General features: G+C 70.1%; 25 protein-coding genes and 1 pseudogene. 14 read left to right on the top strand and 12 right to left on the bottom strand.

The genetic code is table 11. From position 1 onward, the window contains the following. Window positions 1-90 precede the first annotated feature (90 nt). Window positions 91-3006 carry a C1 family peptidase gene (locus tag DES41_RS16875; protein WP_114468807.1) on the bottom strand — a complete coding sequence of 972 codons (2916 nt, stop codon included), beginning with the start codon at window positions 3004-3006 and terminating at the stop codon, window positions 91-93. A 96-nt stretch (window positions 3007-3102) separates the two neighbouring features. Between DES41_RS16875 and DES41_RS16870 the strand changes: the two genes are divergently transcribed. Beyond that, a complete protein-coding gene (locus DES41_RS16870; protein WP_114468806.1) occupies window positions 3103-3492 on the top strand; it encodes a RidA family protein in 390 nt (129 codons plus the stop codon). Window positions 3493-3514: 22 nt separating this feature from the next. On the opposite strand, the gene DES41_RS16865 is transcribed toward DES41_RS16870, so the two are convergent. Next, window positions 3515-3973: an Lrp/AsnC family transcriptional regulator gene (locus DES41_RS16865; RefSeq protein ID WP_114469025.1), complete on the bottom strand. Its 459-nt coding sequence runs from the start codon at window positions 3971-3973 to the stop codon at window positions 3515-3517. 130 nt (window positions 3974-4103) lie between these two features. On the opposite strand from DES41_RS16865, the gene DES41_RS16860 reads away from it, so the two are divergent. The 5 genes from DES41_RS16860 (at window position 4104) to gcvH (ending at window position 9917) form a co-directional block, all read left to right on the top strand. Beyond that, window positions 4104-5606 (top strand): aminotransferase class V-fold PLP-dependent enzyme, encoded by a 1503-nt coding sequence (locus tag DES41_RS16860; protein WP_114468805.1) that lies wholly within the window; start codon window positions 4104-4106, stop codon window positions 5604-5606. A gap of 256 nt (window positions 5607-5862) precedes the next feature. Further along, entirely contained in the window at window positions 5863-6864 is a 1002-nt protein-coding gene (locus tag DES41_RS16855; protein WP_114468804.1) for a Bug family tripartite tricarboxylate transporter substrate binding protein, read from the top strand. A gap of 17 nt (window positions 6865-6881) precedes the next feature. Then, window positions 6882-8351, top strand: coding sequence for a flavin-containing monooxygenase (locus tag DES41_RS16850; protein WP_114468803.1), 1470 nt, complete (start codon window positions 6882-6884; stop codon window positions 8349-8351). A gap of 37 nt (window positions 8352-8388) precedes the next feature. Then, the gene (locus DES41_RS16845) at window positions 8389-9555 is read left to right on the top strand and encodes a CMD domain-containing protein (protein WP_114468802.1); all 1167 of its coding nucleotides are present in this window, start codon (window positions 8389-8391) and stop codon (window positions 9553-9555) included. Then, the gene (gene gcvH / locus DES41_RS16840; RefSeq protein WP_114468801.1) at window positions 9552-9917 is read left to right on the top strand and encodes a glycine cleavage system protein GcvH; all 366 of its coding nucleotides are present in this window, start codon (window positions 9552-9554) and stop codon (window positions 9915-9917) included. Before DES41_RS16845 ends, gcvH begins: the two co-directional genes overlap by 4 nt. A 23-nt stretch (window positions 9918-9940) precedes the next feature. On the opposite strand, the gene DES41_RS16835 is transcribed toward gcvH, so the two are convergent. The 10 genes and pseudogenes from DES41_RS16835 to DES41_RS16790 all read right to left on the bottom strand — a co-directional run bounded on the left by DES41_RS16835 (window position 9941) and on the right by DES41_RS16790 (window position 18144). Further along, complete coding sequence (locus DES41_RS16835) at window positions 9941-11278, bottom strand: amidase (protein ID WP_114468800.1); 1338 nt, start codon at window positions 11276-11278, stop codon at window positions 9941-9943. A gap of 65 nt (window positions 11279-11343) precedes the next feature. Beyond that, on the bottom strand, window positions 11344-12027 hold the full coding sequence (locus DES41_RS16830; RefSeq protein ID WP_114469024.1) for a DUF2848 domain-containing protein: 684 nt from the start codon (window positions 12025-12027) through the stop codon (window positions 11344-11346). A gap of 35 nt (window positions 12028-12062) precedes the next feature. Further along, entirely contained in the window at window positions 12063-13346 is a 1284-nt protein-coding gene (locus tag DES41_RS16825; RefSeq protein WP_114469023.1) for a TRAP transporter large permease, read from the bottom strand. Window positions 13347-13351: 5 nt separating this feature from the next. Next, window positions 13352-13981 carry a TRAP transporter small permease subunit gene (locus tag DES41_RS16820; protein ID WP_114468799.1) on the bottom strand — a complete coding sequence of 210 codons (630 nt, stop codon included), beginning with the start codon at window positions 13979-13981 and terminating at the stop codon, window positions 13352-13354. Between the two features lie 25 nt (window positions 13982-14006). After that, a complete protein-coding gene (locus DES41_RS16815) occupies window positions 14007-15053 on the bottom strand; it encodes a TRAP transporter substrate-binding protein (protein WP_114468798.1) in 1047 nt (348 codons plus the stop codon). Window positions 15054-15116: 63 nt separating this feature from the next. Further along, on the bottom strand, window positions 15117-15929 hold the full coding sequence (locus DES41_RS16810; protein WP_114468797.1) for a putative hydro-lyase: 813 nt from the start codon (window positions 15927-15929) through the stop codon (window positions 15117-15119). 1 nt (window position 15930) lies between these two features. Next, a complete protein-coding gene (locus DES41_RS16805) occupies window positions 15931-16323 on the bottom strand; it encodes a cupin domain-containing protein (RefSeq protein ID WP_114468796.1) in 393 nt (130 codons plus the stop codon). A gap of 127 nt (window positions 16324-16450) precedes the next feature. Further along, complete coding sequence (locus tag DES41_RS16800) at window positions 16451-17368, bottom strand: LysR family transcriptional regulator (protein ID WP_114468795.1); 918 nt, start codon at window positions 17366-17368, stop codon at window positions 16451-16453. A 211-nt stretch (window positions 17369-17579) separates the two neighbouring features. Then, window positions 17580-17786 (bottom strand): annotated as a pseudogene (locus DES41_RS16795) (type II toxin-antitoxin system RelE/ParE family toxin); the annotation flags it as partial. A gap of 85 nt (window positions 17787-17871) precedes the next feature. After that, on the bottom strand, window positions 17872-18144 hold the full coding sequence (locus DES41_RS16790) for a YlcI/YnfO family protein (RefSeq protein WP_114468794.1): 273 nt from the start codon (window positions 18142-18144) through the stop codon (window positions 17872-17874). Window positions 18145-18238: 94 nt separating this feature from the next. Between DES41_RS16790 and atzF the strand changes: the two genes are divergently transcribed. The 8 genes from atzF to DES41_RS16750 all read left to right on the top strand — a co-directional run bounded on the left by atzF (window position 18239) and on the right by DES41_RS16750 (window position 26264). Continuing rightward, window positions 18239-19981, top strand: coding sequence for an allophanate hydrolase (gene atzF / locus DES41_RS16785; protein WP_114468793.1), 1743 nt, complete (start codon window positions 18239-18241; stop codon window positions 19979-19981). A gap of 34 nt (window positions 19982-20015) precedes the next feature. Further along, window positions 20016-21023, top strand: coding sequence for an ABC transporter substrate-binding protein (locus tag DES41_RS16780; RefSeq protein WP_114468792.1), 1008 nt, complete (start codon window positions 20016-20018; stop codon window positions 21021-21023). Between the two features lie 3 nt (window positions 21024-21026). After that, complete coding sequence (locus tag DES41_RS16775) at window positions 21027-21854, top strand: ABC transporter permease (RefSeq protein WP_114468791.1); 828 nt, start codon at window positions 21027-21029, stop codon at window positions 21852-21854. Continuing rightward, window positions 21851-22672 carry an ABC transporter ATP-binding protein gene (locus DES41_RS16770; protein ID WP_114468790.1) on the top strand — a complete coding sequence of 274 codons (822 nt, stop codon included), beginning with the start codon at window positions 21851-21853 and terminating at the stop codon, window positions 22670-22672. Before DES41_RS16775 ends, DES41_RS16770 begins: the two co-directional genes overlap by 4 nt. Window positions 22673-22691: 19 nt before the next feature. Next, on the top strand, window positions 22692-22895 hold the full coding sequence (locus DES41_RS16765) for a DUF4089 domain-containing protein (protein ID WP_114468789.1): 204 nt from the start codon (window positions 22692-22694) through the stop codon (window positions 22893-22895). Continuing rightward, window positions 22892-24304: an AtzE family amidohydrolase gene (locus DES41_RS16760; protein WP_114468788.1), complete on the top strand. Its 1413-nt coding sequence runs from the start codon at window positions 22892-22894 to the stop codon at window positions 24302-24304. Before DES41_RS16765 ends, DES41_RS16760 begins: the two co-directional genes overlap by 4 nt. 348 nt (window positions 24305-24652) lie before the next feature. After that, complete coding sequence (gene hpxZ, locus DES41_RS16755; RefSeq protein ID WP_114468787.1) at window positions 24653-25033, top strand: oxalurate catabolism protein HpxZ; 381 nt, start codon at window positions 24653-24655, stop codon at window positions 25031-25033. Window positions 25034-25160: 127 nt separating this feature from the next. Beyond that, window positions 25161-26264, top strand: a complete 1104-nt coding sequence (locus tag DES41_RS16750) for a BMP family ABC transporter substrate-binding protein (protein WP_425466373.1) — start codon at window positions 25161-25163, stop codon at window positions 26262-26264. Window positions 26265-26269: the final 5 nt, after the last annotated feature.

Below are 26269 nucleotides of genomic sequence, written 5' to 3'. Positions count from 1 at the left end.
GGGCGATCGGCCCGGACGTGCAACATGCGCGAGCCGCCCCGCACAGGCTCCTGCCCGGGAGGCGGCGTGAAGGGGCCTCGCGCCGCAGGCTCAGTACCCCCGCAGGTCGTCCACCGGCAGCAGCAGCTTCTTGCCGCCGCGGATGCGCTGCAGCGTGCGCGCGATGACGTCCACGTCGTTGTCGAAGCTGCCGTGCGCGGGCGCCTGCGTGGCGATCGGCTGGCCGGCGGCGTCCGCGGCGGTGGTGATGCGCTCGGCGTCGAGCACCGTGGTGCGCTTGGCCAGCGCCACCTGCGCGGCGGCGGCGCGCCAGGTGGCCAGGGCTTCGCCGGTGTCGGAGGTGCCGTCCCAGCCGCTGTAGCCGGTGTCGTGGATGCGGTCCATGCCCAAAATGGGCAGGCGCAGGTCGGTCTCCAGCGCGTTGGAGACGAAGTACAGCAGCGACTTGCGGTACACGGCCGCCACGTTGTCCTTGCGTTCTACGCGGTCGGACAGCACGTCGATGTGCAGGCGCTCCATCACGTGCGCGTTGCGGGCGTAGCGCGCGTTGGCGAAGGGCACGCTGCAGGCCGGCGCGTACAGGTGGGCCGAGGCGAGCCTGTCGTGCAGGCCGCCGTCGCGGCCCTCGGCCTTGCGCCGTGCCAGCGCGGCAATCAGGTGGCCCAGCGCGATGGAGCCGGCCGAATGGCCGACCACGTGCAGCTCGAAGGCGTCGCCCCAGGTGCTGGCCAGGGCCTGCAGCGCATCCAGCAGCAGGTCGCCGCCACGGCGGGGCGCGAAGGCCAGGTCGGCGTTCTCCTTCATCTCGCTCCAGATCGGCCGCGCCACGGGGCGGCCGACGGTCTTCTCGAGCAGCAGGTCGGTCTTCTCGCTGATCCACTCGCCGATGCCCGCGCCGGCCAGCCCGCGGTCGACCTGGCGGCGGTCTTCGAGGATGTTGCCCAGCGTCTCGAACAGGCCCGTCTTCCAGACCAGGAACAGGGGGTAGCAGCCGTTGGCCACGAAGTAGCGGCCCATCGCGCTGGCCCGCTTGATGGCCGCGCCCTCGTCGTTGAGGCCGCCGTGCACGTACAGCACCAGGCGCTTGGTCTTGTCCTTCTGCGCGCGGAACCATTCGTCGGGCAGCGTGGTGCATTGGTACTGCAGCTTGCGCGGCTGCTCGTCCTGCGTGAGGTAGCGGCTCACGCGGCCGTCGTTGCCCAGCACCACGCTGTGCTGGTAGGCCAGTCCCTGGTCCCACCACTTGGTGCGGTCGGTCCCCGCCAGCGCGCCGGCCTGGCCGTGCGAGACCGCGAGCCGGCCGGCCACCACGCCCGGCACGCCCAGCGCCACCACCCAGGCGTCCATGCCGTTGGCCAGCCAGTCCAGGTAGCTGATCACGCCGAAGCCGCCCGCGCCCCAGTCGTCGCCCCAGGAGTTCTGCACGATGAAGCCCACGGCGTTGAAGCCGACCAGCGCGAAGGCGTGGCCGCCGTCCTGCGAGGGCCGGCCGTCGAACGGGATCGCCGGCAGGTCGCCGTGGTCCTGCGGCACCTGCTTGCGCGTGCGCACCTCGTTCCAGCCGCCGTGCGTGAACGCGGAGACGAACACCGCCCAGTGCTGGTGGATGGCGGCCTGCATGTCGGTGATCGACTTGGTGTCGATGCGGTAGTACACGCCCAAGGTGTTCTGCACGGCGCGGTCGGCGAAGCCGTAGCGCGCGGGGTTGGCCTTGTCGGGCGCGTAGGGCCAGTCGGTCTCCAGGCACACGCCGTTGTTGAACCAGCCCTTGAGCGCACCGCGGCAGCTGGAGCCGTCGTAGTTCTCGCCCTCGTACTCGTCGTGCCGGCGCGCCAGCGTGTAGAGCATGCGGGGGCTGACAGACTCCATCTGCGCCGGGTTGCCGGCCTTGATCCAGCGCAGGTAGTTGACCACGCAGGCCAGGCCGAAGCCGGTGCAGGCGCCTTCCTGGCCCTGGTCCAGGATCAGCCCTGCGCCCGTGTAGCCGGGCAGGAAGCGGCTGACGTCCTGCGGCGTGGGCACCTGGTCGGGCAGCGTGATGGCGGCGGGCAGGAACTGGCGGTCACGCAGGTCGGCCGCGTCCTTGCGGGTGTGCAGGTTGCGCGGCTTTTTCGGCACCGGCGTGATGGCGGCCAGCGCCGCGGTCTTGCCTGCGCCCTTGCCCGCGCTCTTGCGCGCGGCTGCGCGCGGCGGTGCCGGGGGCCAGACCGCCGCGGCCCGCTTGAACACATCGGAGAAGCTCTCCAGCCCGTGCGATCCGCCGTTGACCAGGCGCCGCGCCGCGCGCAGGTCGCCAGCGGCCACGGCGGCGCGGAACTTGGTGGCCTTGTCGGCCAGGAACTGCGCCAGGATGACGGCCGCCACCTCGGGTGCGTTGGCGCGGTCCGGGAAGGCCACGAGGTCGATGCCGATGCGCTTGCCGTAGGTGGCGTAGTTGGCCTTGCCGGTCAGCTGCACGAAGCCGCGGCCGCGGTAGCGCTCGCCGTCGCCGCGCGCGCCGTTGCCGATGTCCTTGCGCGTGTCGTAGAGCGAGAACGGCGCGCCGCCGGGGGGAGTGTTGTACTTGGAGGGCAGTTCGGCGATCGGCACGAAGCCCTCGGTCTCGGCGCGGATGGTGCCCAGCGCGCCGATGACCATGGCGGTGTCGGTGAGCTCGGCGGCGCCCAGGGCCGCTTCCACATAGGGCAGGTAGCGCGCGATGTTGGCCGGCCGCGTGGCCGGGAACAGCCGGCACACGTCGCCCACGTTGAGTGGCGGCTGCAGCGCCACGGTGGGGGCCAGCTCCAGCAGCACCTGGCAGCGCGGGCCGACGATGCCGTCGGCGATCAAGCCCACGCCGGACTGCCAGCGCCGGATGGCGGCGTCGAAGTCGTCGTCGATGGGGCTGCCGGGCGGCGCCGAGAGCGAGGGAAAGGCGTTCGCGTCGGCCGCCAGCAGGGTCGCCAGCGTGGCGCGCAGGAGGTCGACGTCGTTGCCGGCGTCGCCCTTGGTCAGAAGATGCTTCATGGCTTGTCTCGCTCCGGTGGTGGATGGCGGCGCCTATCATGGCCCGCTTGTTCCACTCCCGCGCGTGCCTCAAGTCACCGCGCATTGGCCAAAGTGATGAGCAAGCGCATCCGCATCGGTTCCGGCTCCACCTTCGAGGAGCAGATGGCCTATTCCCGCGCCGTGGTCGACGGCGACTGGGTTTTCGTCTCCGGCACCACCGGCTTCGACTACGCGGCGATGTCCATCGTGGACGACATCGTGGCGCAGGCCGACCAGTGCTTCCGCAACATCGCCGCCGCGCTGGAGCAGGCCGGCAGCAGCCTGGCGGACGTGGTGCGCGTGACCTACGTGCTGCCCGACGCCAGCCTGTTTCCGCAGTGCTGGCCGGTGATGCGGCAGTACCTGGGCGAAGTCAAGCCCGCGGCCATGATGATCAGCGCCGGGCTGGCCGATCCGCGCATGAAGATCGAGATCGAGGTGACGGCGCGCAAGCAGGCCGGGTGATGGGCCGTGGCGGGCGGCCCGATCAGGCGTAGTCCAGCGGCAGCGCCGTCGTGAACTTGATCTGCTCCATCGCGAAGCTGGAACTCACGTCGGCCAGTTCCACCTCGCGGATCAGCCGCTGGTACACCGCGTCGTAGCCCTTGATGTCGGGCACCACCACGCGCAGCAGGTAGTCGATCTCGCCGCTCATGCGGTAGAACTCGACGATCTCGGGGATGGCCGTCACCACCGCCGTGAAGCGCTGCGCCCACTTCTCGTTGTGCTGGTTGGTGCGCACCGAGACGAACACCGTCACGCCCACGTTGAGCTTGGCCGGATTCAGCAGGGCCACACGCTGCTGGATGTAGCCCTCGCGCTCCAGCCGCTGGATGCGCCGCCAGCACGGCGTGGCCGACAGGTGCACCAGCGCACTCACTTCCTGCAGCGACGCCATGGCGTTGGTCTGCAGCGCATCGAGGATGGCCTTGTCGATCTTGTCCAGGGCTGGGCGCGGTTCCATGGGTAAAAAATTCCAGGGATGTAGAGGTTCAAGGAACGAAGTTCCACGAATGCAGGCTTGCACGCCGCATTTTGAACCCATGTTTCCGGGCGCAGCCTGCAAAATTTTGGCCATGGAAATCTACCTCGATGCCAATGCCACCACGCCGGTTCTGGCGCAGGCCCGCAGCGCGGCGTTGGCCGCCATGTCCGACCTGTTCGGCAACCCCAGCAGCACCCACGGCGCCGGCCTCGCGGCCCGGGCGTTGCTCGACGGCGTGCGTGCCAGCGCCCGGCGGGTGCTGGGCGTACCGGGCGGGCGGTTGATGTTCACCAGCGGAGCGACCGAGGGCATCCAGACCGCCGTGCTGTCGGCACTGCACGCCCTGCGCGAGCGGCGCGACGCCGGCCAGGCCGTGGCGCCGCTGCTGCTCTACGGCGCCACCGAGCACAAGGCCGTGCCGGAAGCGATCCGCCACTGGAATGCCTTGCTGGGCCTGGATCTGCGCGTGCAGGCCATCCCCGTGGGCACCGATGGCTTGCACGACCTGGGCTGGCTGCGCGGCCACGCCGCGCAGGCCGGCCTGGTCTGCACCATGGCCGCCAACAACGAGACCGGCGCCGTCAGCGACCTGGACGGCATCGCCGCCGCGCTGGCCGGCGGCCCGGCGCTGTGGCTGGTCGATGGCGTGCAGGCCCTGGGCAAGCTGGACCTGCGCCTGGCGGAGCGCCGCATCGACTACGCCCCCTTCTCCGGCCACAAGCTCTACGCGCCCAAGGGCGTGGGCATGCTCTACGTGCGCGAGGGCGCCCCGTTCACGCCGCTGCAGGCCGGCGGCGGCCAGGAGCAGGGCCAGCGTGCCGGCACCGAGAACATGGCCGGCATCGCCGCGCTGGGCGCGGTGCTGCAGGCGCTGGAGCAGGGCGGGGTGTTCGCCGACCATGCCACGCTGCAGGCCCACCGGGCGCAACTGGCCGATGCGCTGCGGGGGGCCTTCCCGGGCGTGGTGTTCAACGCGCCGTTCGACACCAGCCTGCCGACCACGCTCAACGTGGCGGTGCCCGGCGTTGCCGCGCAAGACCTGATCGCGCTGTTCGACGCGGCCGGCGTGCGTGTGAGCGGCGGCTCGGCCTGCGGCGCAGCGCGTGCCGAGCCCAGCTACGTGCTGCAGGCCATGGGCTTGCCGGACTGGCAGGCGGCCTCGGCCGTGCGCCTGTCCTTCGGCGCGGCGGACAGTGCGGCCTTCGTCCAGGAAGCCTGCGCCCGCCTGCGTGCCTGCGGCGAGGCGCTGCGCGACGGCCGCGTGCTGGACGATGCCGCGCGCGCCGCACTCGAGATGGACGCGGCCGCGGTGCGCCAGGCGCTGCAGGCCGCGGCGCGCCCGCTGGTCGTCGATGTGCGCGAGGCGGACGAGCGAAGCCAGCAGCCCGTGGCCGGTCTCGCCACCGAGCAGGTGCCGCTGTCGGCGCTGGGCGATGCGCTGGCGCGCTGGCGCGCGCTGCCGGCGGCCACCCAGGTCATCTTCGTCTGCCGCAGCGGCCGGCGCAGCGCCCAGGCGGCCGATGCGCTGCGGCGCCAGGGACATGCGAACGCCTGGAGCCTGGCCGGCGGCCTGGCGCAGTGGGCGCCGGCATGACGGAGCACGCCACGGTGCACCGCGATGGCCCCTGGGCTGCGCAGGTTGACGGCGATGTCCGCCATGTGCAGGCCGCCGCGCGTGGAAAATCCTTTCCCCCTGGCGCGCACGCACCGCATGGGTTGGGAAAAATTCTGCTGAGATTCGCAATCCGGTAAAAGAAAAAACCAACGTCATGCATGGCCACAAGCACGGCTTGCTCAATGGCATGGCGATTGCGTCAATCCGGTTTTTTCAATCTCACCGAGGAATCTTCATGCTGGATCTGTTCAAGAACGTGCGAGTGGCCGCCCCTGTGCTGGCCGCCGGCCTGGCGCTGGCCGCCGCGGGCGCGCATGCCGAGGCCAACTGGCCGACCAAGCCCGTCACGCTGATCATGGGCTTTCCGGCCGGCTCGGGCGTGGACGTGGTGGCGCGTGCGATCCAGGATCCGCTGTCCAAGTCGCTGGGCCAGCCGGTCATCATCGACTACAAGTCGGGCGCGGCCGGCAACATCGCCTCCGAATACGTGGCGCGCGCCAAGGCCGACGGCTACACGCTGTCGTTCGGCACGGCGGCCACGCACGGCAGCAATGCCGCGCTGTACAAGAAGCTGCCGTTCGACGTGGAGGCCGATTTCGTGCCCGTGGCGCCCGTGCTCGATGTGTCCAACGTGCTGACCATCAACCCGAACGTGATGCCGGTCAAGACGCTCAAGGAGTTCGTCGACCTCGTGAAGGCCAACCCGGGCAAGTACAACTACGCGTCCACCGGCAACGGTGCCGGCACGCACATGGCGTTCGCCGAACTGAATTCGCGCCTGGGCCTGGACATGGTCCACGTGCCCTACAAGGGCGGCCCGGAGGCATTGACGGCCGTGGTGCGCGGCGAGACCTGCTGCATCATGAACCAGGTGCAGACCGTGCTGCCGCAGTACAAGGCCGGCACCGTGCGGCTGCTGGCCGTGACCACGGCCAAGCCCGTGGCGGCCGTGTCCGAGGTGCCCACCATCGCGGCCAGCGGCCTGCCGGGCACGAAGGGCTTCGACAGCTCGATCTGGTTCGGCGTGTTCGCGCCCAAGGGCACCGACCCGGCCATCGTCGACAAGCTCAACGCCGCCATCACGGCGGCCGTGCAGCAACCCGAGGTGCGCGCGCGCTTCGAGAGCCAGGGCAACAGCCTGCGCATCGAGACGCCCGCGCAATTCAAGCAGACCGTGCACGACAACCGCGCCAAGTGGGCCGAGGTCGTCAAGGCCGCCAACATCGAACTGAACTGATCCACCACCGTCCGTCCATGTCCACCCAAGCCACCACCACCATCGAACCGAACGCCGGCCTGGCAGCGCTGGAGCAGCGCCTGGCCCAGGACCTGCTGTACCTGGGCCTGCCGCCGCGTGCCTGGGTGCCGCCGCGCACGGTGGCCGGCCAGCCGGTGCTGGAGGTGGTGGTGATCGGTGCCGGCCAGGCCGGCCTGGCCGCGGCCATCGGCCTGGCGCACCAGGGCATCGCGGCCGTGGTGCTCGACCGTGCCGAGGAAGGCTTCGAGGGGCCCTGGGCGACCACGGCGCGCATGGAGACGCTGCGCTCGCCCAAGGAACTCGTCGGCCCCGCCATGGGCCTGCCCGCACTCACCTTCCGCGCCTGGTTCGAGGCGCAGTTCGGCGTGGATGCCTGGGCCGCGCTCGACAAGATCCCGCGCCTGCAATGGATGGACTACCTGCGCTGGGTGCGCCGCGTGATGCGCGTGGATGTGCGCAACGGCAGCACCGTCACCGACATCGCGCCGCGTGCCGACGGCCTGGTGCGGCTGGCGCTGCGCACGGCCGCCGGCGAGGGCAGCCTGCTGGCGCGCCGCGTGGTGGTGGCCACCGGGCGCGACGGCCTGGGGGGCCCGGCGCTGCCCGCCTTCGTGCAGGGCCTGCCGCGTGCGCTGTGGGCGCATTCCTCCGACAGCAACGACTACACGCAGCTGCGCGGCAAGCGCGTGGCCGTGGTCGGCGCCGGTTCCTCGGCCATGGACAGCGCGGCCACTGCGCTGGAGATCGGGGCCGCCAGCGTCGACCTGCTGATCCGCCGCCCCGACCTGCCGCGCGTGAACAAGAGCAAGGGCTCCATCGTGGCCGGCCTCACGCACGGCCACCACGACCTGCCCGATGCCGACAAGTGGCGGCTGCGCCAGTACATCAACGCCACGCAGGTGCCGCCGCCGCGGGGCAGCACGCTGCGCGTGTCGCGCAACCCCAACGTGCGCTTCCTGCTGGGCTGCCCGGTGCAGGGCGTCGAGGCGCAGGGCGACGGCCTGCTGGTGCGCACGCCCAGGGGCGAATTCGCCTACGACTTCCTGATCGTCTCGACCGGCTTCGTGATCGACTGGGCGCGCCGGCCCGAGTTTGCGCACATCGCGCCGCACATCCGCATCTGGTCCGAGCGCTACCAGCCACCTGCCGCGCTGCACGACCAGGAGCTGGCCGATTCGCCCGTGCTGGGCCCGGCCTTCGAGTTCCAGGAGAAGACGCCCGGCAGCTGCCCCGGCCTGACGCACGTGCACTGCTTCTGCTACCCGGCCACGCTGTCGCACGGCGCGCTGGCCGGCGACATCCCCAACATCAGCGACGGTGCGCGCCGGCTGGCCACCGGCATCGCCAGCCACTTCTACCGCGAAGACTTCGAACAGCACTTTGCCAACCTGCAGGCCTTCGCCGAGCCCGAACTGCTGGGCGACGAGTGGGTGCCTGCCGAGCTGCCGGCCACCGCCGCCGCGTGATCCCTTCTTGCAACGACACCAGAAAGACAAAGACGACATGACAAGCCCCGAGACCCTGCCCGTCGACGTGATCGACCAGGCCGTGCCGCTGGCCGCCGGCGACGCACTGCACGCGCTGCGCCGCCAGCGCCCCAAGATCGTCGACGCCACGCAAGGCAGTTACGCCGGCATGTTCTCGCCCGCCGTGGTGGGCGTCTCCGTGGTCGAGCGGCTGCTGGTCGCGCTGCATGCCTGCCGCCTGAGCGGCGCCGCGACGCTGGCCGACCACTACCGCGCACGGCTGCAGGCCGAGGGCGCCGATGCGGCGCTGGTGGCCGCGGCCGATGGCGGGGCTGCTGCATCAGACGCCCGCGTGGCCACGCTGCTGGCCTTCACCACCAAGCTCATCGTGCGCCCCATCGAAGGCGACCGCAGCGCCGTGCAGTCGCTGGCCGACGCCGGCCTGCCGCCGGCGGCCATCGTGGCCGTGGGGCAGCTGATCGCCTTTCTCTCCTACCAGATCCGTGTGGTCGCCGGGCTGCAGGCGCTGGCCGCGGCCGGTGCCGGTGGGCCTGAGACCGCACAGCCGGCCGAGGCGCGCGGCGGCAGCACCGTGGAGAGCCCGATCCGCATCCGCGGCTTCACCAACGAGGTGCTGGACTGGACGCCCTGGGTCGAGCCCGTGCGGCTGGAAGAAGCCACGCCCGAGCAAATGGCTGCGCTGCAGGAGATGAGCCCCACGGCCAAGGACCAGGCCTACTTCCGCCTGCTGGCGCACCAGCCGGAGATGCTGCTGCAGCGCTCCATCGCTTTCAACGCCATCATGTTTGCGCCGGGCGGCATGCCGCGCGCCGAGCGCGAACTGGGCGCCACGGTGGAGTCGCGGCTGAACGGCTGCGTCTACTGCGCCTCGGTGCACGCCCAGCGCTTCGAGCAGCTGGCCAAGCGCAACGACGTGATCGTGCAGCTGTTCGAAGACCCGGCCACGGCCGGCACCAGCGCGCGCGAGAAGGCCATCGTGGGCTTCTCGGCGCGTCTGGGCCTGGCGCCCGCCGACGTTGGCGGCGCCGATGTGCAGGCCCTGCGCACGGCCGGCCTGACCGACGGCGAGACGCTGGACCTGGTGCACGCCGTCGCGCTGTTCGCCTGGGCCAACCGGCTCATGCTGAACCTGGGCGAACCCATCCACAAGGACGGCACGCTGGCCGAGAAGGCACGCCTGTGATCCGCTACACCGCAGAGCATTTCTGGCTGCGCCTGGAAGAGGACGGCACCGCCGTGGCCGGCATCACGCGCCATGCGCAGGACACCCTGGGCGACATCGTCGTGGTCGACGTGCAGGCCAGCGGCCGGCAGGCCGAGAACACGGTGGTCGGCGTGGTCGAGTCGGTCAAGACCGCGTCCGACCTGCACATGCCGCTGGACGCCGACATCGTGGAAGTCAACCCCGCGCTGGCCGACAACCCGGCCCTCGTCAACGAAGACCCGATGGGCGCCGGCTGGATGCTGCGCCTGGCGAACGTGGACGCGGCCCGCTTCGCCACGCTGCTGGACGAAGCGGCCTACGACGCCCTCACCGGCAACTGATCCGGCACTGATCCGGCGGCTGGTCAGCCCAGCGCGGCCTCGACGGCCAGCGCCACGGCCGCCAGCCGCGCGTCGTCGCCACGCACCGACGACAGCATCAGCCCCGCCGGCAACTCGCCCGCCTCATGGCAGGGCAGGCTGAACGAGCAGCCGTCCAGGAAGTTGATCGCGAAGGTGTTGCGCAACAGCATGCCGTTGGCCTGGAAGAAGGCCTCGTCGGTGGCCAGCGACTCGATCGGGGGTGCGGCGATCGGCACCGTGGGGCACAGCAGCGCGTCGAAGCCCTGCAGCGCGCCTTCCATGCGCGCGATCCAGTCGGCCCGGCGCTGCTGCATGGTGATGTAGTCGACCGCGCTCACCGTCATGCCCAGGTCGATGCGGGCCGCCACGCGGCTGTCGTACAAGGCGCGGCCATCGGCGATGGTGGCGCGGTGCACGGCCGCCGCCTCGATCGGCGAGAAGCCGCCCGGCGCGTTGATCTTCGCCACCTCGGCCAGCTCCGCGAGCGTGATGTCCACGACCTGCGCGCCGGCAGCCGAGAGCTTGGTCACCGCGCGCTGGAAGGCGCGCGCGGTCGGCCGGTCGATGCCGTCGAACATCAGCGTGCTGGGCACCGCCAGGCGCAGGCCCTGCAGCGGCCGGCGCCGCACCGCGAGCGGCGCATCGGCCAGCGCGGCATCGGCCACCAGGCAGTCTTCCACCGAACGTGCCATGGCGCAGACCGTGTCCAGCGTCTGCGACAGCGGGAAGGCGCCCGTGCGCGGCGTGCGCGACTGCGTGCTCTTGAAGCCCACGATGCCGCACAGCGCGGCCGGGATGCGGATCGAGCCGCCGGTGTCCGAGCCCAGCCCGACGACCGCCAGGCCCAGCGCCACCGACACCGCCGCGCCGGATGAGGAGCCGCCCGGGATGCGCGCGATGTCCGGGTCGGCCGGGTTGTGCGGCGTGCCGTGGTGCGGGTTGATGCCCACACCCGAGAACGCGAACTCGGTCATGTTGGTCTTGCCGACGATGGCCGCGCCCTGCGCGCGCAGGCGCTGCACGGCCACGCTGTCGTGCGCCGCCGGTGCCGCGCCGCGCCGCACGACGGAGCCGGCCATGGTGGTCTCGCCGGCCACGTCGTACAAGTCCTTGATGGTGACCGGCAGGCCGGCCAGCGCCGGCAGCTGCACGCCGGCCTTGCGGGCGGCGTCGGCATGGCGTGCGGCGGCCAGCGCCGCATCGGTGTAGAGGGCGGTGAAGACATGCGCGGCGGACGGCAGCTTCGCGCCTTCCAGCGCCTGCGTGACGATGGCCTCGTGCGAGGCATTGCCGGCGTCGAGCCGGGCGCGCATGGCGGCGATGCGGGCGGTGGTGGGCATGGGCGGATGGAGGAAGAAGCGTTGGGGTCGGCACTGCGCGAGCGGTGCCGTGCGGCTGGCGCCGGTCAGGCCACCACGGGAAGGCACTCCACCGTGTAGCGGTGTGCCAGGCGGCGGCCGAGCCGTTCGTCGACGAGCATCATGCCAAAACTGGTCGCCGGCCGGATGCCGCCGATCACCGGCACCGTGCCGCAGCTCATGGCCATGCCGTCGGGAAGCTGTGGCTGTCCGGTGTGGCGCAGCGCCAGGTCGCGCACTTCGCGCAGGCTGTCCAGCGTGCCGTTCTGGTACTCCACTTCGCGGCCGTCCTCGGTGATGGTCGAGACGATGCGCAGGCTGTCCCAGTGCGGCAGCACCTCGTCGAGCGGCCAGGCTTCGCGCGCCACCGGCTTGGCGCACAGCTGCTTGGACAGTGCCACGCTGTGCGACTCGAGCTTGCGGTCGGTGTGGTCGGAGGTGAGGCTCACATAGCTGCGGCCGGCGTGGCTGAAGAGCAGCACCTCCACCTCGCCGGAGCTGTCGGGGCCGACCATCTGCAGGCAGTTCTCCTGCGTCAGCTGGTTGGCCGCGACCCGGTAGAACAGCGGCACGGCGGTCGGGCGGGGCACGCCGATGGCGGCCAGTTCTTCGATGTGGTGCTCGATGGCGGCATGGTCGCGGCCGGCCCAGCCAGCGATGACGAAGTGGTCGATGGCGACGTCGAGCGCGGCCGCGCCGCCGGCGGTGGGTATGGAGAAGGACAACAGCATGGAATGGACGAAGAAAGGGTTGGAGGGCGGGCGGGTCAGCCGAAGATGCGCGGCAGCCACAGCGCCAGGTCGGGGGCCAGCGCCAGCAGCGCGATCACCGCGAACAGCGCCAGCACGAAGGGCAGTGCGCCGACGATCACGGCCTGGATGGAGCCGCTCTTGCGCAGGCTCTGCACCACGAAGAGGTTCAGGCCCACCGGCGGCGTGATCAGCGCGGTCTCCACCAGCACGATGATCACGATGCCGAGCCAGATCGGGTCGAAGCCGAGCGCGGTCATGATCGGCGCGACGATGGGGATGGTGGTGATCATCATGGACAGGGTTTCCATGAAACAGCCCAGGATCACGTAGAACACCACCATCGCGCCGAGCATGGCCATCGGCGGCCAGCCCAGGCCGGCCACGCTGCTCGTGATGGCGTCGGTCAGGCCGATCGCCGACATCACGAAGTTCAGGAAGCCGGCGGCGATGACGATCAGCATGATCATCGCCGTCGAGCGCATCGTGTTCTCCGCCACCTCGCGCAGCATCTGCCAGGACACCCGGCCTGCTGCGAGGGCCAGCACCAGCGCGCCGACCACGCCGAGCGCCGCCGCCTCCGTCGGGGTGGCCAGGCCGGCGTAGATGGAGCCCACCACCAGGATGAAGATCGCCAGCGGTGGCAGCAGGTGCACCAGGCTGGCGAAGCGTTCACGCCAGCTGGCCCGCACCGGCTCGCCGCCCCAGGCCGGACGCCACAGGCAGGCGGCCACGATCACCGCCATGAAGAGCAGCGCCGCCAGGATGCCCGGCAGGATGCCGGCCAGGTACAGCTTGGGCACCGAGGTGTTCGTCAGCACGCCGTAGATGACGAGGTTGATCGAGGGTGGGATCAGGATGCCCAGCGTGCCGCCGGCGGCGATGCTGCCCAGGAACAGCGGCTCGTTGTAGCCGAAGCGCTTGATCTGCGGCAGCGCCACCGTGCCCACGGTGGCCGCGGTGGCGACGCTGGAGCCCGAGGTCGCGGCGAACACCGTGCTGGCGCCGATGTTGGCGTGCATCAGCCCGCCCGGCAGCCAGCTCAGCCACTTGGCCATCGCCTCGTACATGCGCTGGGCAAAGCCTGCGCGCAGCAGGATTTCGCCCAGCATGACGAACAGCGGGATGGCCACCAGCAGGAATTCGTTGCTCGAACCCCAGGCCATCTCGCCCATGGCCCGCGCGAGCGGCAGCGACGAATACAGCGGTTCGAGGATCAGGCCCAGCAGGCCCAGTGCGGCCCCGACGGGGATGCACACGCCCAGCAGCACCAGCAGCAGGACGAGGGAGACGCCGATCATGCCCATCACGCACGCTCCGCAGCGACCAGGCGCTCGCCTTCGGCGGCACCTTCCTCGGCTTCTTCGACGGCGGACTTCATGCCCGCCACCGCGCGCAGCGTCTCCCAGTCGCCCGTGACCAGTGCCGTGCTGGCGCGCAGCAGCATCAACGCCAGCACCAGCACGAACCAGAACAGCCCCGCCAGCCACAGCAGCTGCGGAATCCACAGCGGCGTGCCCAGCGGGGTGTTGGCGGTGGAGTTGGCCGTCCAGGAGGTCTGCAGCACGTCGCTGGCATACCAGCCCAGGCACGCCGCGAAGCCGCCCAGGCTGGCCAGTGCCAGCCAGTCGAGCACGGCGGCAAGGCGCGTCGGCAGGTACTGGTAGAGCACGTCGATGCGCACGTTGGCACGCTCCAGCGCGGTGAAGGCCAGGGCCCAGGTCACGCTGATCGCGAAGGCGTAGCCGGACAGCTCGTCCGCGCCGCCCAGGCTGTGGCCGAACAGGCGGCGCACGACCACGTCGTAGGTCACCAGCAGCACGCTGGCGCCGGTCAGCGCGGCGCCGGCCCAGACCGCGGCGCGCGACAGGGTGCTGGCCAATGCCAGGCTGCGCCCCAGCAGGGACGGGCCGTAGGGATGGGGAAGGGGGCTCATGGCCAGGTCGTTCGGTGCGGGCGGACTACTTCTTCGCCACCACGCCCAGCGTCTTGCCGATGGTGGTGTTGAAGTCGTTCACGCACGCGGCCGAGCAGCGCTGCGCCCACTTGGCGACAACCTGCTCGCTGACCTGCTTGAGCAGCGCCTTGTCCTGCTCGGACGGCGTCACCAGCACCATCTTGCCCTTCACCGGCAACGTGCAGGCAGCCGCGCCGGTGTTGCAGTCGTAGCCCTGCTGGGTCTGCTTGGCGGCAGCGTCCCAGATCGTGTTGACCAGGCCGTCGACCTCGGTCTGCAGGAACTTCTGCAGGGCGGGGTCGTACTTGGACCAGGTCGCGCCGTTGACGGCGTGGACCTGCTGGTTCCAGTTGACGGGCAGGGCCAGCAGGTGGGTGGCGACCTCATACCACTTGGCCGAGTAGCCCGAGAGCGAGCCGGTGATGGCGCAGTCCACCACCTTGTTCTGCATGGCAGGCACCACGTCGCCGAAGGCCATCGTCACGCTCGTGCCGCCCAGGGCCTCGATGAAGTCGGCCTGCGTGCGGCTGCTGGTGCGCACCTTCTTGCCCTTGATGTCGCCCAGGCCCTTGATGTCGGCATTGCAGAACAGCACCTGCGCCGGGTAGGTGGAGATGCCCAGCAGCTTGACCTTGTTGCCCTCGCCGTAGGTCTTGGCCAGCACCGGCTGGAACGCGTCGGTCAGCGTGCGTGCGGTCTTCACATCGGTGGCCAGGCCGGCCAGGTCGATGGCTTCGTTGATCGGGTTGTCCGAGGCGAAGTACGACAGCGTGGCGGTGCCGTACTCGATCACGCCGCTGCCCAGCAGGCGCAGCAGCTCGGGGCCCTTCATGCCCATCTCGTTGAAGCCCTTGATCTCGGCCGTGACCTGGCCCTGGCTCTTCTCGCCGATGGTCTTGGTCCAGAACGGGCGTTCGTAGTCCTGGTAGGCCGTCAGGTTGGACAGGCCGCCGGTGACCTTCAGGTGCGTCTTGGGCAGGCTTTGGGCCGAGGCCGTGGCGGCGAGGAGCGTCGTGCAGACCAGGGCGGGCAGGCAGTGGCGGAGCTTCATGGTGTGGTCCTTGGGTGAATGGTCGGGAGCAGGAGCGGGAGCGAAGGCGGGGTGCAGCGGGGGTCAGAGCACGGCCAGCTGGTGGTCGCGCAGGTCGGTCACCAGCATGTGGCCGGGTGCATGGGTGATGCAAAAGGGAAGCCGGGCCGCTTCGATGACGGCCTGCGGCGTGACACCGCAGGCCCAGAATACCGGCAGCTCGCCGTCGGCGATCTCCACGGCATCGCCCCAGTCGGGCCGCCCGGCATCGGCGATGCCGATGCGCGCGGGGTCGCCCAGGTGCACCGGCGCGCCGTGTGCGCCCGGAAAGCGCGAGGTGACCTGCACGGCGCGGATCGCGTCCGCCGCCTTGAGCGGACGCATGGACACCACCAGCGGCCCGTGGAAGGCCCCGGCCGGCACGGTCTGCACGTTGGTGCGGAACATCGCCACATTGCGGCCCTGCGCCACATGCCGCAGCGGCACATCGGCCTGCAGCAGCGCCGTCTCGAAGGTGAATGAGCAGCCGATGGCGAAGGTGACGAGGTCGGCATGCCAGAGCGACGCGATGTCCGTCGGCTCGTCCACCAGCATGCCGTCGCGCCAGACGCGGTAGCGCGGCACATCGCTGCGGATGTCCACGTCGTCGCCCAAGGTGGGTAGCAAGGGGTCTCCGGGTTCGGACACCGCCAGCAGCGGGCAGGGCTTGGGGTTGCGCTGGCAAAAGCGCAGGAAGTCGTCGGCCTGGGCGCGCGGCAGGATCGCCAGGTTGGCCTGCACGTGGCCTGGCGCCATGCCGGCGGTGTGGCCCGTGTGCTGCCCGGTGCGGACCAGGCGCCGTGCCGTGCGGCCGTCGGGCGCGAGCGTCGCCAAGGGAAGGGAGGAGGCTTGGGCCATGTCAGTAGTAGCAGATTTCGAACAGCACACAGCCGGTGCGGGACGTGAACGGGCCGTGCAGCGCGCCGGGCGGGCGGCAGGCGAAGGTGTAGGCGCCGAAGGTCTCGCCGCCCTGGCCTTCGGCGTCGCAGCCGACCACGAAGTCGCCTTCGACGATGAAGACCTCCTCGTGGAAGTCGTGCACCACCGGGCGGTCGATCAGCGCGCCAGCCGACCAGCGGGCCAGCCGCGTGCGCGAGCCGGTGCCGCTGGCGGCATCGAAGTTGTCGGCCAGCACGATCTCCTCGATGCGGCCGGCGGTCGAGTCGACCGCCGTCCAGGCCGCGTCGGCGCGGCCGATGGCGAAGAACTCGCGGTGCAGCTTGGGGCGGGGTACGGAAGAGGAGGAGGGCATGGGGGCGCAGTGTTGTCCCGCACCCGGCCAGGGTCAAACGGGAAATTCTTGCGCCGCTGCAACAGATTTCCTCATGGCACAAGGCTGGCGCACGCGGGCGCCCCAGGCCCGTGCACCGTGCCCGGTTTCAGGGCGCCAGGATGTCGCGCCGGCTGGCCGCGACGAAGTCGTCGTTGGCCGATTGCGCCATGGCCACCAGGGCCTCCGCCATGGGCGAGGCCGGCTCCATGCGGAAGCTGGCGACCACCGGCAGCGGCATCGGCTGCGGTGCCACGTCCAGCAGCACCAGGCGGCCTTGCTCCAGGTCCTGCTGGATCGCGCAGACCGGCAGCAGCGCCGCGCCGAAGCCCGAGCGGGCCATGTCCACCATGGCGCCCAGCGACGAGAAGTAGCTCACGCGCAGGTTGGCGCAGCCGGCCGTGTTCTGCGCGATGTTGCGGTACACGCTGGACTCGCGGTGGAACGAGATGATGGGGTGCTGCGCGATGTCGGCGAACGAGAGCTGTGCGCGCGCGGGAAAGGTCAGCGCGCGCGCCGGGCTGGCGGCCCAGCCCATCGCGAAGTTGGCGAGCCGCCGGTTGTCGATGAAGCCCTGCGTGATCTCTTCCGACAGGATGGCGCAGTCCAGTGTGCCGCGCAGCAGCTCGTCGCGCAGCCGCGGCGTGATGTCGGAGATCAGCTCCAGCGTGGCGTTGGGGTAGCGCTCGGCAAAGCGCGACAGCAGCGCCGGCAGCCAGGTGTGCGCGATGGTCTCGATCACGCCGATGCGCAGCTGGCCCGTGAACGCGGCCGGCGCGCCCATGGCCGCCAGCATGCGCGACTGCATCTCCATCATGCGTTCGGCGTGGGGCATCAGCTCGGTGCCATGCCAGGTCAGCATCACGCCGCGGTGCTCGCGCTCGAACAGGCGCACGCCGAACTGTTCTTCCAGCGTGGCGATGCGGCTGGAGATGCCGGCCTGCGTGGTGTGCAGCTTCTCGGCCGCGGCCTTGAAGCTGCCGAGCTTGGCCACCCAGACGAAGGCTTCGAGGAAACGCACGTTCATGGCGGTGGGCGGCGGGTGTGCAGGAACGGGGGAAACGGAGCTTAGCGGAATGCAGTGGGATGAAGGGGCTGTGTTCGTGCAACCGGGCCTCTCGAAGCTGGCTCGCCCTGCGGTGCTCAGTGGTAGTCCTCTTCTCGCTGATGCCGGACTGCAGCACGACCACGCGTGAGGCGTTGGCGATCTCGTACAACGCCACGTAGCCCGTCGCACCAAACGGGATGATCAACTCGCGCCGGGTTGGGCTCGCGCCCACCTTGCGGAAGATGTAGGGCGTGGTGGCCAATCGCTCGAGGACGGCCGACCGGATGGCCTGCATCGCGGCGTCGGCCCGGTCCAGGTCTTCCAGGGTCTGTGCGCTCGCCAGGAGGTAGGTGAAGAGGCGCTCCAGATCGTCGTCAGCCTCAGGGCTGAACAGCACCTGGAAGCTCACTGGAGCCCCCTTCGGCCTGCGGCCTGCCCAACCGAGGGGGAGCGAGCTTGCTTGGGGCGGCCCGGCGCTCCGCTCATCCGCCCAACTGCTTGCGTCTGGCGTTCAGCCTGGCCTGCAGCTTGCCGAGGACCTGTTCCGCCGGCACGGCCTCGCCGGTGCGCCGGTAGTTCTCCCACGCCGCCTGGCCGCGCTCCTGGAACTGGGTTTGCGCCTGGCGTACCTCGACAGCGCGGCGCACGGAGGCTTCGACGAACTCCGACAGCGTCTCGTCCGGCTGCAACACTGCTTCGAGTTGCGCGCGCAAGCCCGGGTCCACGCGCACTTGGGGAATGACGGCGGTCTTCATCGGTGCAGTGTATTGCGTTCGGATTGCAAGACAGACGGCATGGCTTCGCGCGGCACAGACCGATGGCACGCTGCTTGCATCTCATCATGTACACATGATTGGATGCGTCAAAGTGGTGCAACACGAAACCTCCTCCCCAAGCCCCGCGACCGGCGCGGCCGAACCGCTCGCCCAGCCCGGCAACGCGTGGATCGCCCGCGCGTCCTCTCCCGTGCAGACCGCCACCAGTGGCCCGCTTGCCGGGCTGTCGTTCGCTGCCAAGGACAACATCGACGCGGCCGGTTTCGCCACCACCGCAGCGTGCCCGGCCTTTGCCTACCAGCCTGCGCAGAACGCCAGCGTGGTGCAGCGCCTGCTCGATGCGGGTGCAGCGCTGCACGGCAAGACGAATCTCGACCAGTTCGCCTGCGGGCTGAACGGCACGCGCTCGCCCTACGGCCCGGTGCCCAATGCCATCGACCCGGCGTACGTGTCGGGCGGCTCCAGCTCCGGCTCGGCCTACGTGGTGGCCACGGGCCAGGTCGATTTCGCGCTGGGCACCGACACGGCGGGCTCTGGCCGCGTGCCGGCGGGGCTCAACAACATCGTCGGCATCAAGCCCAGCAAGGGCCTCATCAGTACGCACGGCGTGGTGCCGGCCGCGCAGAGCGTGGACTGCGTCTCCATCTTCGCGCGCACGGTCGACGTGGCGGCGCGCGTGCTGGCCGTGGCCCAGGGCTACGACGCACAAGACCCGTACGCCCGCCGCCTGCCCATGGCCACCACGCCGCTGCCGGCCGCATTCCGCTTCGGCGTGCCGGCGCCGCTGGAGTTCCATGGCGACGCGCTGGCCGCCGACGCCTTCGCCCAAGCCATCGAGCGCCTGCGCGCGCAGGGCGGCACGCCCGTGGAGATCGACTACGCACCGCTGGCCGGCGCCGCCGCGCTGCTGTACGAGAGCGCGCTGGTGGCCGAGCGCTACGCCGCCGTGCGCCCCTTCGTCGACGCGCACGCCGACCAGATCGTCGAGCCCGTGCGCGGCATCCTGCTGGCCGGCAAGGGCTACAGCGCCGCCGACCTCGTGGACGCCCAGACCCAGCTGCGCGCTTTCGGCCAGCAGGCCGCCGCGCTTTGGGACGGCATCGACGTGCTGCTGGTGCCCACTGCGCCCACGCACTACACCGTGGCCCAGATGCTGGCCGACCCGGTGGTGCTGAACCGCAACCTGGGCGCCTACACGAACTTCGTCAACCTGCTGGACTACGCCGCCATCTCGGTGCCCAGCAGCCTGCGGCCCGACGGCCTGCCGTTCGGCATCACGCTGATCGGCCCCTGCGGCAGCGACTGGCAGCTGGCCGACCTGGGCCAGCGCTACCACCACGCCACCGGCCTCGCGCTGGGCGCCACCGGGGCGCCGTTGCCGCCCCCGGCCCCGATCGCCGCGCTGCGACCGGCCGCCACGGTCGACGTGGTCGTCGTCGGCGCGCACCTCTCGGGCCTGCCGCTGAACGGGCAGCTGACCGAGCGCGGCGCCGTGCTGCTGCGGGCCGGCGAGACGGTGCCCGACTACCGCCTGTTCGCGCTGCCCGGCACGGTGCCGCCCAAGCCCGGCCTCTTGCGCGTGGCGCCGGGGCAGGGCGCGCGCATCGCGGTGGAGGTCTGGCGCATGCCGGCCACCGCGTACGGCAGCTTCGTCGCGCTGATCCCGCCGCCGCTGGGCATCGGCACGCTGCAGCTGGCCGACGGCAGCGCGCTGCAGGGCTTCGTCTGCGAGCCCCTGGCGCTGGAGGGCGCGCAGGACATCACCCATTTCGGCGGCTGGCGTGCGTTTCTGCAGGCCCGTGCCACTGCGACCTGACCCTTTCCATCCATCGCCCTTGCAGGAGAGAACCATGCTGAACCGACCCGCTTCCCCGTCCCTGGCGCGACGCCGCCTGCTCAAGACCGCCGGTGCCTCGGCTGCGCTGGCCACGCTCGGCGCGCCGATGGCGCTGCACGCGCAGGCCGGCCCGAAGATCCGCGTGGGCTACTGGCCGATTGCCGCCGGCCTGCCGTTCTACGCGGCGGTCGAGCTGGGCTACTTCAAGGAGGCCGGCCTGAACGTCGAGCCGCTCAAGTTCGCCGGCGCCCAGCAGGTCATGGAAGGCATGCTGTCCGACCGCGCCGACGGCAGCGCCAACGGCACCGGCTCGGCCAACATCGCCATCGGCGAGATCGCCGCGCCGGGCACCTTCAAGATCTTCTGCTCCAACCCCAGCAACGCCAAGAACGTGCTGGACGAGGTCATCGTGCCGGCCGGCAGCCCGGCCAAGGTGATGGCCGACCTCAAGGGCAAGCGCGTGGGCTCGGGCCCCGGCATCCAGAACGTGACGCTGGCCAAGACCGTGCTGGAGCGCGGCGGCGCGACCGGCGCCACGGTGGTCGAGTTGCCCATCGGCCAGCACGTCGCGGCCCTGGCGGCGGGCCAGCTGGACGGCTGCTATACGCTGGAGCCCACCGGCACCATCGGCCGCATGAACGGCACCACCCGTGTGCTGGAGGCCGGCGTGATTGCGCGCTACGTGCTGGGCGACCCGATGGCGCCGTGGTTCGGCGGCTCGGCATCGCTGACATCCGCCTTCATCAAGAAGAACCCGGCCGAGGCCAAGAAGTTCATCGCCGCCTATGCCAAGGGCGTGGCCTACGTGCGCACCAAGCCGGACGAAGCGCGCCAGTACATGAAGGGCTACACCGCCATCGAAGGCCCGCTGACGGGCGAGGTGCCGCTGGCCGCCTACATGATGTACGACGAATTCAAGCCGGCCGACATCGCGCACTTCCAGAAGTTCTTCGACCTGTTCAGCGAGAAGGGCATCTTCAGCTCGCGGCTGATGGTTGAGACCATGCTCTACAAGGGTTGAGCCATGGCCGCCACCTCCCCGGCCGCCAAGCCCTGGACACCGCCTGCGGCCCAGGCCAGCGCCAAAGTGCCGCGCGAACCGGCCTGGAACAAGGCATTGCCCTTCATCGGCCCGGTCGTGCTGTTCATCCTGTGGGACCTTGCGGTGCGCACCGGCATGATCAAGGCGCTGCTGCTGCCGCCCCCGCTCGACGCGCTGGGCGCGCTCGTCAAGGGCCTGTGGGGCGGGCCGCTGCTGGGCGACTTCCTCATGACGGTGTGGCGCACGCTGCAGGCCTTCCTGATCGCCGCCATCGTCGGCATGCCGCTGGGCGTGCTGCTGGGCAGCAACGAGAAGGCCTACCGCAGCGTGGAGTTCCTGATCGACTTCTTCCGCTCTACGCCATCGTCGGCGCTGATCCCGCTGTTCCTGATGATCTTCGGCGTGTCCGACGTCAACAAGGTCGCCATCGCCGCGTTCGGCGCCTTCCTGATCGTGGTGTTCAACAGCGCCTACGGGGTCATCAATGCACGCAAGCAGCGCGTGATGGCGGCCAGGGTGATGGGCGCCACGCGCTGGCAGGTGTTCAAGGACGTGCTGATCTGGGAGAGCCTGCAGCCCAGCTTCGTCGGCCTGCGCTCGGCCGTGTCGATGGCGCTGGTGATCGTGATCGTGGCCGAGATGTTCATCGGCGCTGACAGCGGGCTGGGCAACCGCATCATCAATTCGCAGCAGGTGATGAACGTGCGCGACATGTACGCGTCCATCCTCGCGGCGGGGGCCCTGGGCTACGCGCTGAACATCCTGTTCCTGATGCTGGAACGCAAGATCGTGCATTGGAGCGGACGATGAATGCTGTTGTGAACGCCCCGGTCTTCGCCGACGTGCCGAAGCCCGCCTTCCAGCCCGGCCCGGCCGGCACCCACATCACCATCCGCGGACTGACGAAGTACTTCGCCGGCTGGCCGCTGTACGAGAACTTCGACCTCGACATTCCGAAGCACAAGATCGTCTCGGTGTTCGGGCCCAACGGCTGCGGCAAGAGCACGCTGATCAACATGATCGCCGGGCTGATTCCCATCGATTCGGGGGAGATCTTGTTCGACGGCAAGTCGCTCAAGGACACCAAGATCGGCTACGTGTTCCAGAACTACCGCGAGGCCATGTTCCCGTGGATGCGCACCATCGACAACATCGCCTATCCGCTCAAGCTGGCCGGCAAGAGCAAGGTCGAGGTCGACCGGCGCATGGCCGAGCTGGTGGCCAGCTTCGACGTGAAGTTCGACCTGAACCGCTACCCGTACGAGATGTCGGGCGGGCAGCAGCAGACTGCCTCGATCATGCGGGCGCTGGCGCCCAACCCCGAGGTGCTGTTCCTGGACGAGCCGTTCTCGGCGCTGGACTTCGAGATGACCCTCTTCATCCGCGAGAAGCTGCAGGAGGTGTTCATGCAGACCGGCACCACCATGCTGCTGGTCTCGCACGACCTGGAAGAGGCGGTGTACCTGGCCGACGAGGTGCTGCTGCTGACCAAGCGGCCGACCAAGGTGGCAGAGATCTTGCCTTACAACGATCCGCGCCCGCGCACGGTGGAGACGCTGAGCCAGCCCAGCTTCATCAGTGCCAAGAAGCTGAGCCTGGAGATCTTCCAGCGCGAGGTGCGGCGCTAGCGCGCACGAGGAGCCATCTTTGACACCACAGCAGATCGAAGCCTACGTGGGCGCCGCGGCGCCCGCGCTGGGCTTGACCCTGGACCCCGCGCACCGCCCTGGCGTGCTGCAGTTCTTCGCGCTGGCGGCCGGCATGGCCGACGCCGTGGACCGCGTGCCGCTGGCACCGCACGATGAGACGGCCGTGCATTTCACGCCGATCTCTCCGGAAGGAACCCCATGAGCGCTGCCGACCTGTTGCTCGGCGACGCCGCCGGCATGGCCGCCGCCGTGCGCGCAGGCGCGGTCAGTGCCACGGCGCTGGCCGAGGCCAGCCTGGCCCGCATCGCCGCCACGGACGGCCGCGTCAACGCCTTCACCGACCTGGTGCGCGAGCGTGCACTGGCACGCGCCGCGGCGCTGGATGCGGGCGGTGCGGAGATGGCCGCGCTGCCGCTGCTGGGCGTGCCGTTCGCGGTCAAGAACCTGTTCGACATCGCCGGCCTGCGCACGCTGGCAGGCTCCAAGATCGAGCGCGACAGCGCCCCCGCCAGCGCCGATGGCGTGCTGGTGCAGCGGCTGGAGGCGGCCGGCGCCGTGCTGGTCGGCGCGCTCAACATGGACGAATACGCCTACGGCTTCACGACCGAGAACAGCCACGAAGGGCCGTGCCGCAATCCGCACGACCTGAACTGCGTGGCCGGTGGTTCGTCGGGCGGCTCGGGCGCGGCCGTGGCGGCCGGCCAGGTGCCGATCACGCTGGGCTCGGACACCAACGGCTCGATCCGCGTGCCGGCCTCGCTGTGCGGCATCTTCAGCCTGAAGCCCACCTTCGGCCGCCTGCCGCGCAGCGGCAGCTACCCGTTCATCTCCAGCCTGGACCACCTGGGCCCGTTCGCGCGCTCGGTGCGCGATTTGGCGCTGAGCTACGACGCCATGCAGGGCCCGGAGCAGGGCAGCTTGCGCGACCCGGGCTGTGCGCAGCGCGTGGCCGAGCCCGTCACACCGGTGCTGGGCCACGGCATCGCGGGACTGCGGATCGGCGTGCTGGGTGGATGGTTCCAGCACAACGCATTGCCAGAAGCACTGGACGCTGTCGGCCGCGTGGCCGAAGCACTGGGCGCGCGCGACCGCGTCGAACTGCCGATGGTGGAAGAGGGCCGCGCCGCCGCCTTCCTGATCACCAACGCCGAAGCCGGCTCGCTGCACCTGGAAGACCTGCGCCGCCGCGCCCAGGACTTCGAGCCGCATTCGCGCGACCGCTTCCTGGCCGGCGCGCTGTTGCCGGCCGCCTGGGTGGCGCGCGCGCAGCGTGTGCGCCGCGTGTACGCCGAAGCCGTGGCGCGCGTGTTCTCGCAATTCGACCTGCTGCTGGCGCCGGCCACGCCCTGCGCCGCCACACCCATCGGCACCGAGTGGCTCACGCTGGGCGAACGCCGGCTACCACTGCGCCCCAGCATGGGCTTGCTGACACAGCCGATCTCGTGCATCGGCTTGCCGGTGTGCGCCGTGCCGGTGTGGGATGCGCATCCCAAGCTGCCCATCGGCGTGCAGCTGATTGCGGCGCCCTGGCGTGAAGACATCACGCTGCGTGCTGCGGCGGTGTTGGAGGGGCTGGGTGTGGTGCGGGCGCCTGTCGCCTCTTTGCCATGACGCGGTTTGTCGTTCCTAGGTGGCGAGTGGAGGCGCGAGACCGCGCCGACGGTGTGCTCTCCTCCGCGAATGTCACCCGCCCCGGGCCGCAGGCGGCCCGGGGCTCCTCCTTTATTTCGCTGCGGAGAACACACCATCGACGCGGTCCATGGGCGCCCCGCTTGACCGGCCTGCACGACGCGAAGTGTCCAAGGCCGAGGGTACTGGGTGGCCCCTGCAGCGAAATAAAGGAGGAGCCTGGGCCGCCTGCGGCCCTGGCGGAGGACATTCGCGGAAGGGGCCACCCGGTGGCCTCGGCCCACCCGCAACCCCAGCACGCACCGCGAGCAACACACCGCTGAACCGACCATGACCCAAGAGATCAACATTCCCCACGTGCTGGCCGAAGTGACCGCCGCATTCGCACAGTACGAAGACGCCCTTGTGAACAACAAGGTCGAGGTGCTGGACGCACTGTTCTGGAACAGCCCCCACACCCTGCGCTACGGCGCCGGCGAGAACCTGTACGGCTACGAAGCGATCCAGGCCTTCCGCGCCGGCCGCCCGTCGCAGGGCCTGGCCCGCACCGTCACGCGCACCGCCATCACCACCTACGGCCGCGATTTCGCCACCACCAACATCGAGTTCCAGCGCGAAGGCAGCCCCCGCATCGGCCGCCAGAGCCAGACCTGGGTGCGCCTGCCCGAGGGCTGGCGCGTGGTGTCGGCGCACGTGAGCCTGATGGCCTGAGCGCCCGGCCCTGTCGCAGGCACGCTCCTTGCACGCTTTCATGTATCCAAGTTGAAGTTCAAGACCCGCGCACTGCTTTGATGCAGCCCCCCAACTGATCGCAAATGGAGCCAGCCCCATGGACAAGATGAACCGCCGCGCATCGCTCAAGACCTTGGCCGCCGTTGGCGCCACCGGTGCACTGGGAGGGCTGCACGGCCTCGCCGCAGCGCAGGCGCCGTTGACGATCGGCGTGATCTACGTCGGCCCGCGCGACGACTACGGCTACAACCAGGCCCACGCCCAGGCCGCGGCCGAGGTCAAGAAGATGCCCGGCATCAAGGTGGTGGAGGAAGAGAACGTGCCCGAGACCGCGGCCGTGCAGAAGAGCATGACCGGCATGATCATGCAGGACGGCGCCAAGCTCCTGTTCCCCACCTCGTTCGGCTACTTCGATCCCCACCTGCTGGCGCTGGCCGCCAAGTACCCCGACGTGCGCTTCTCGCATTGCGGCGGCATGTGGACGGAGGGCAAGCACCCCAAGAACGCGGGCAGCTTCTTCGGCTACATCGACGAGGCGCAGTTCCTCAACGGCGTGGTGGCCGGCCACCTGAGCAAGAGCGGCAAGATTGCCTTCGTCGCGGCCAAGCCCATCCCGCAGGTGCTGCGCAACATCAACGCGTTCACGCTGGGTGCGCGCTCGGTCAAGCCGGGCATCACCTGCAGCGTGATTTTCACGGGCGACTGGTCCATGGCCGTCAAGGAGGCCGAGGCCACCAACAGCCTGGCCGACCAGGGCTGCGACGTGTTCACCATGCACGTGGACGGGCCCAAGGTCATCGTGGAGACCGCAGCCAAGCGCGGCAAGATGGTGTGCGGTTACCACGCCAGCCAGGCCAAGCTCGCGCCGCAGGCCTACCTCACGGGCGCCGAGTGGAACTGGATCACGGCCTACAAGACCATCATCGACGCCGCCCGCAGCGGCAAGCCGCACCCGAACTTCCTGCGCGGCGGCATGAAGGAAGGCTTCGTCAAGATGTCGGCCTACGGCCCGGCCGTGACCGACGCCGCGAAGAAGCAGGCCGACGAGACCAAGGCCAAGATGCTGGCAGGCACGTTCGACATCTTCAAAGGCCCGCTCAAGGACAACAAGGGCAAGGAAGTGCTCGCCGCCGGCCAGGTGCAGAAGCAGACCGACCTCGCGCTGGAAGGCATGAACTACCTGGTCGAGGGCGTGCAAGGTTCGTTCTGACGCAG

It is taken from the genome of Pseudorhodoferax soli (assembly GCF_003337555.1).
GTDB classification, from domain to species: domain Bacteria; phylum Pseudomonadota; class Gammaproteobacteria; order Burkholderiales; family Burkholderiaceae_C; genus Pseudorhodoferax; species Pseudorhodoferax soli.
Note: the sequence above shows the minus strand (reverse complement) of the source record. Positions and strands in the feature narration are given on the sequence as shown.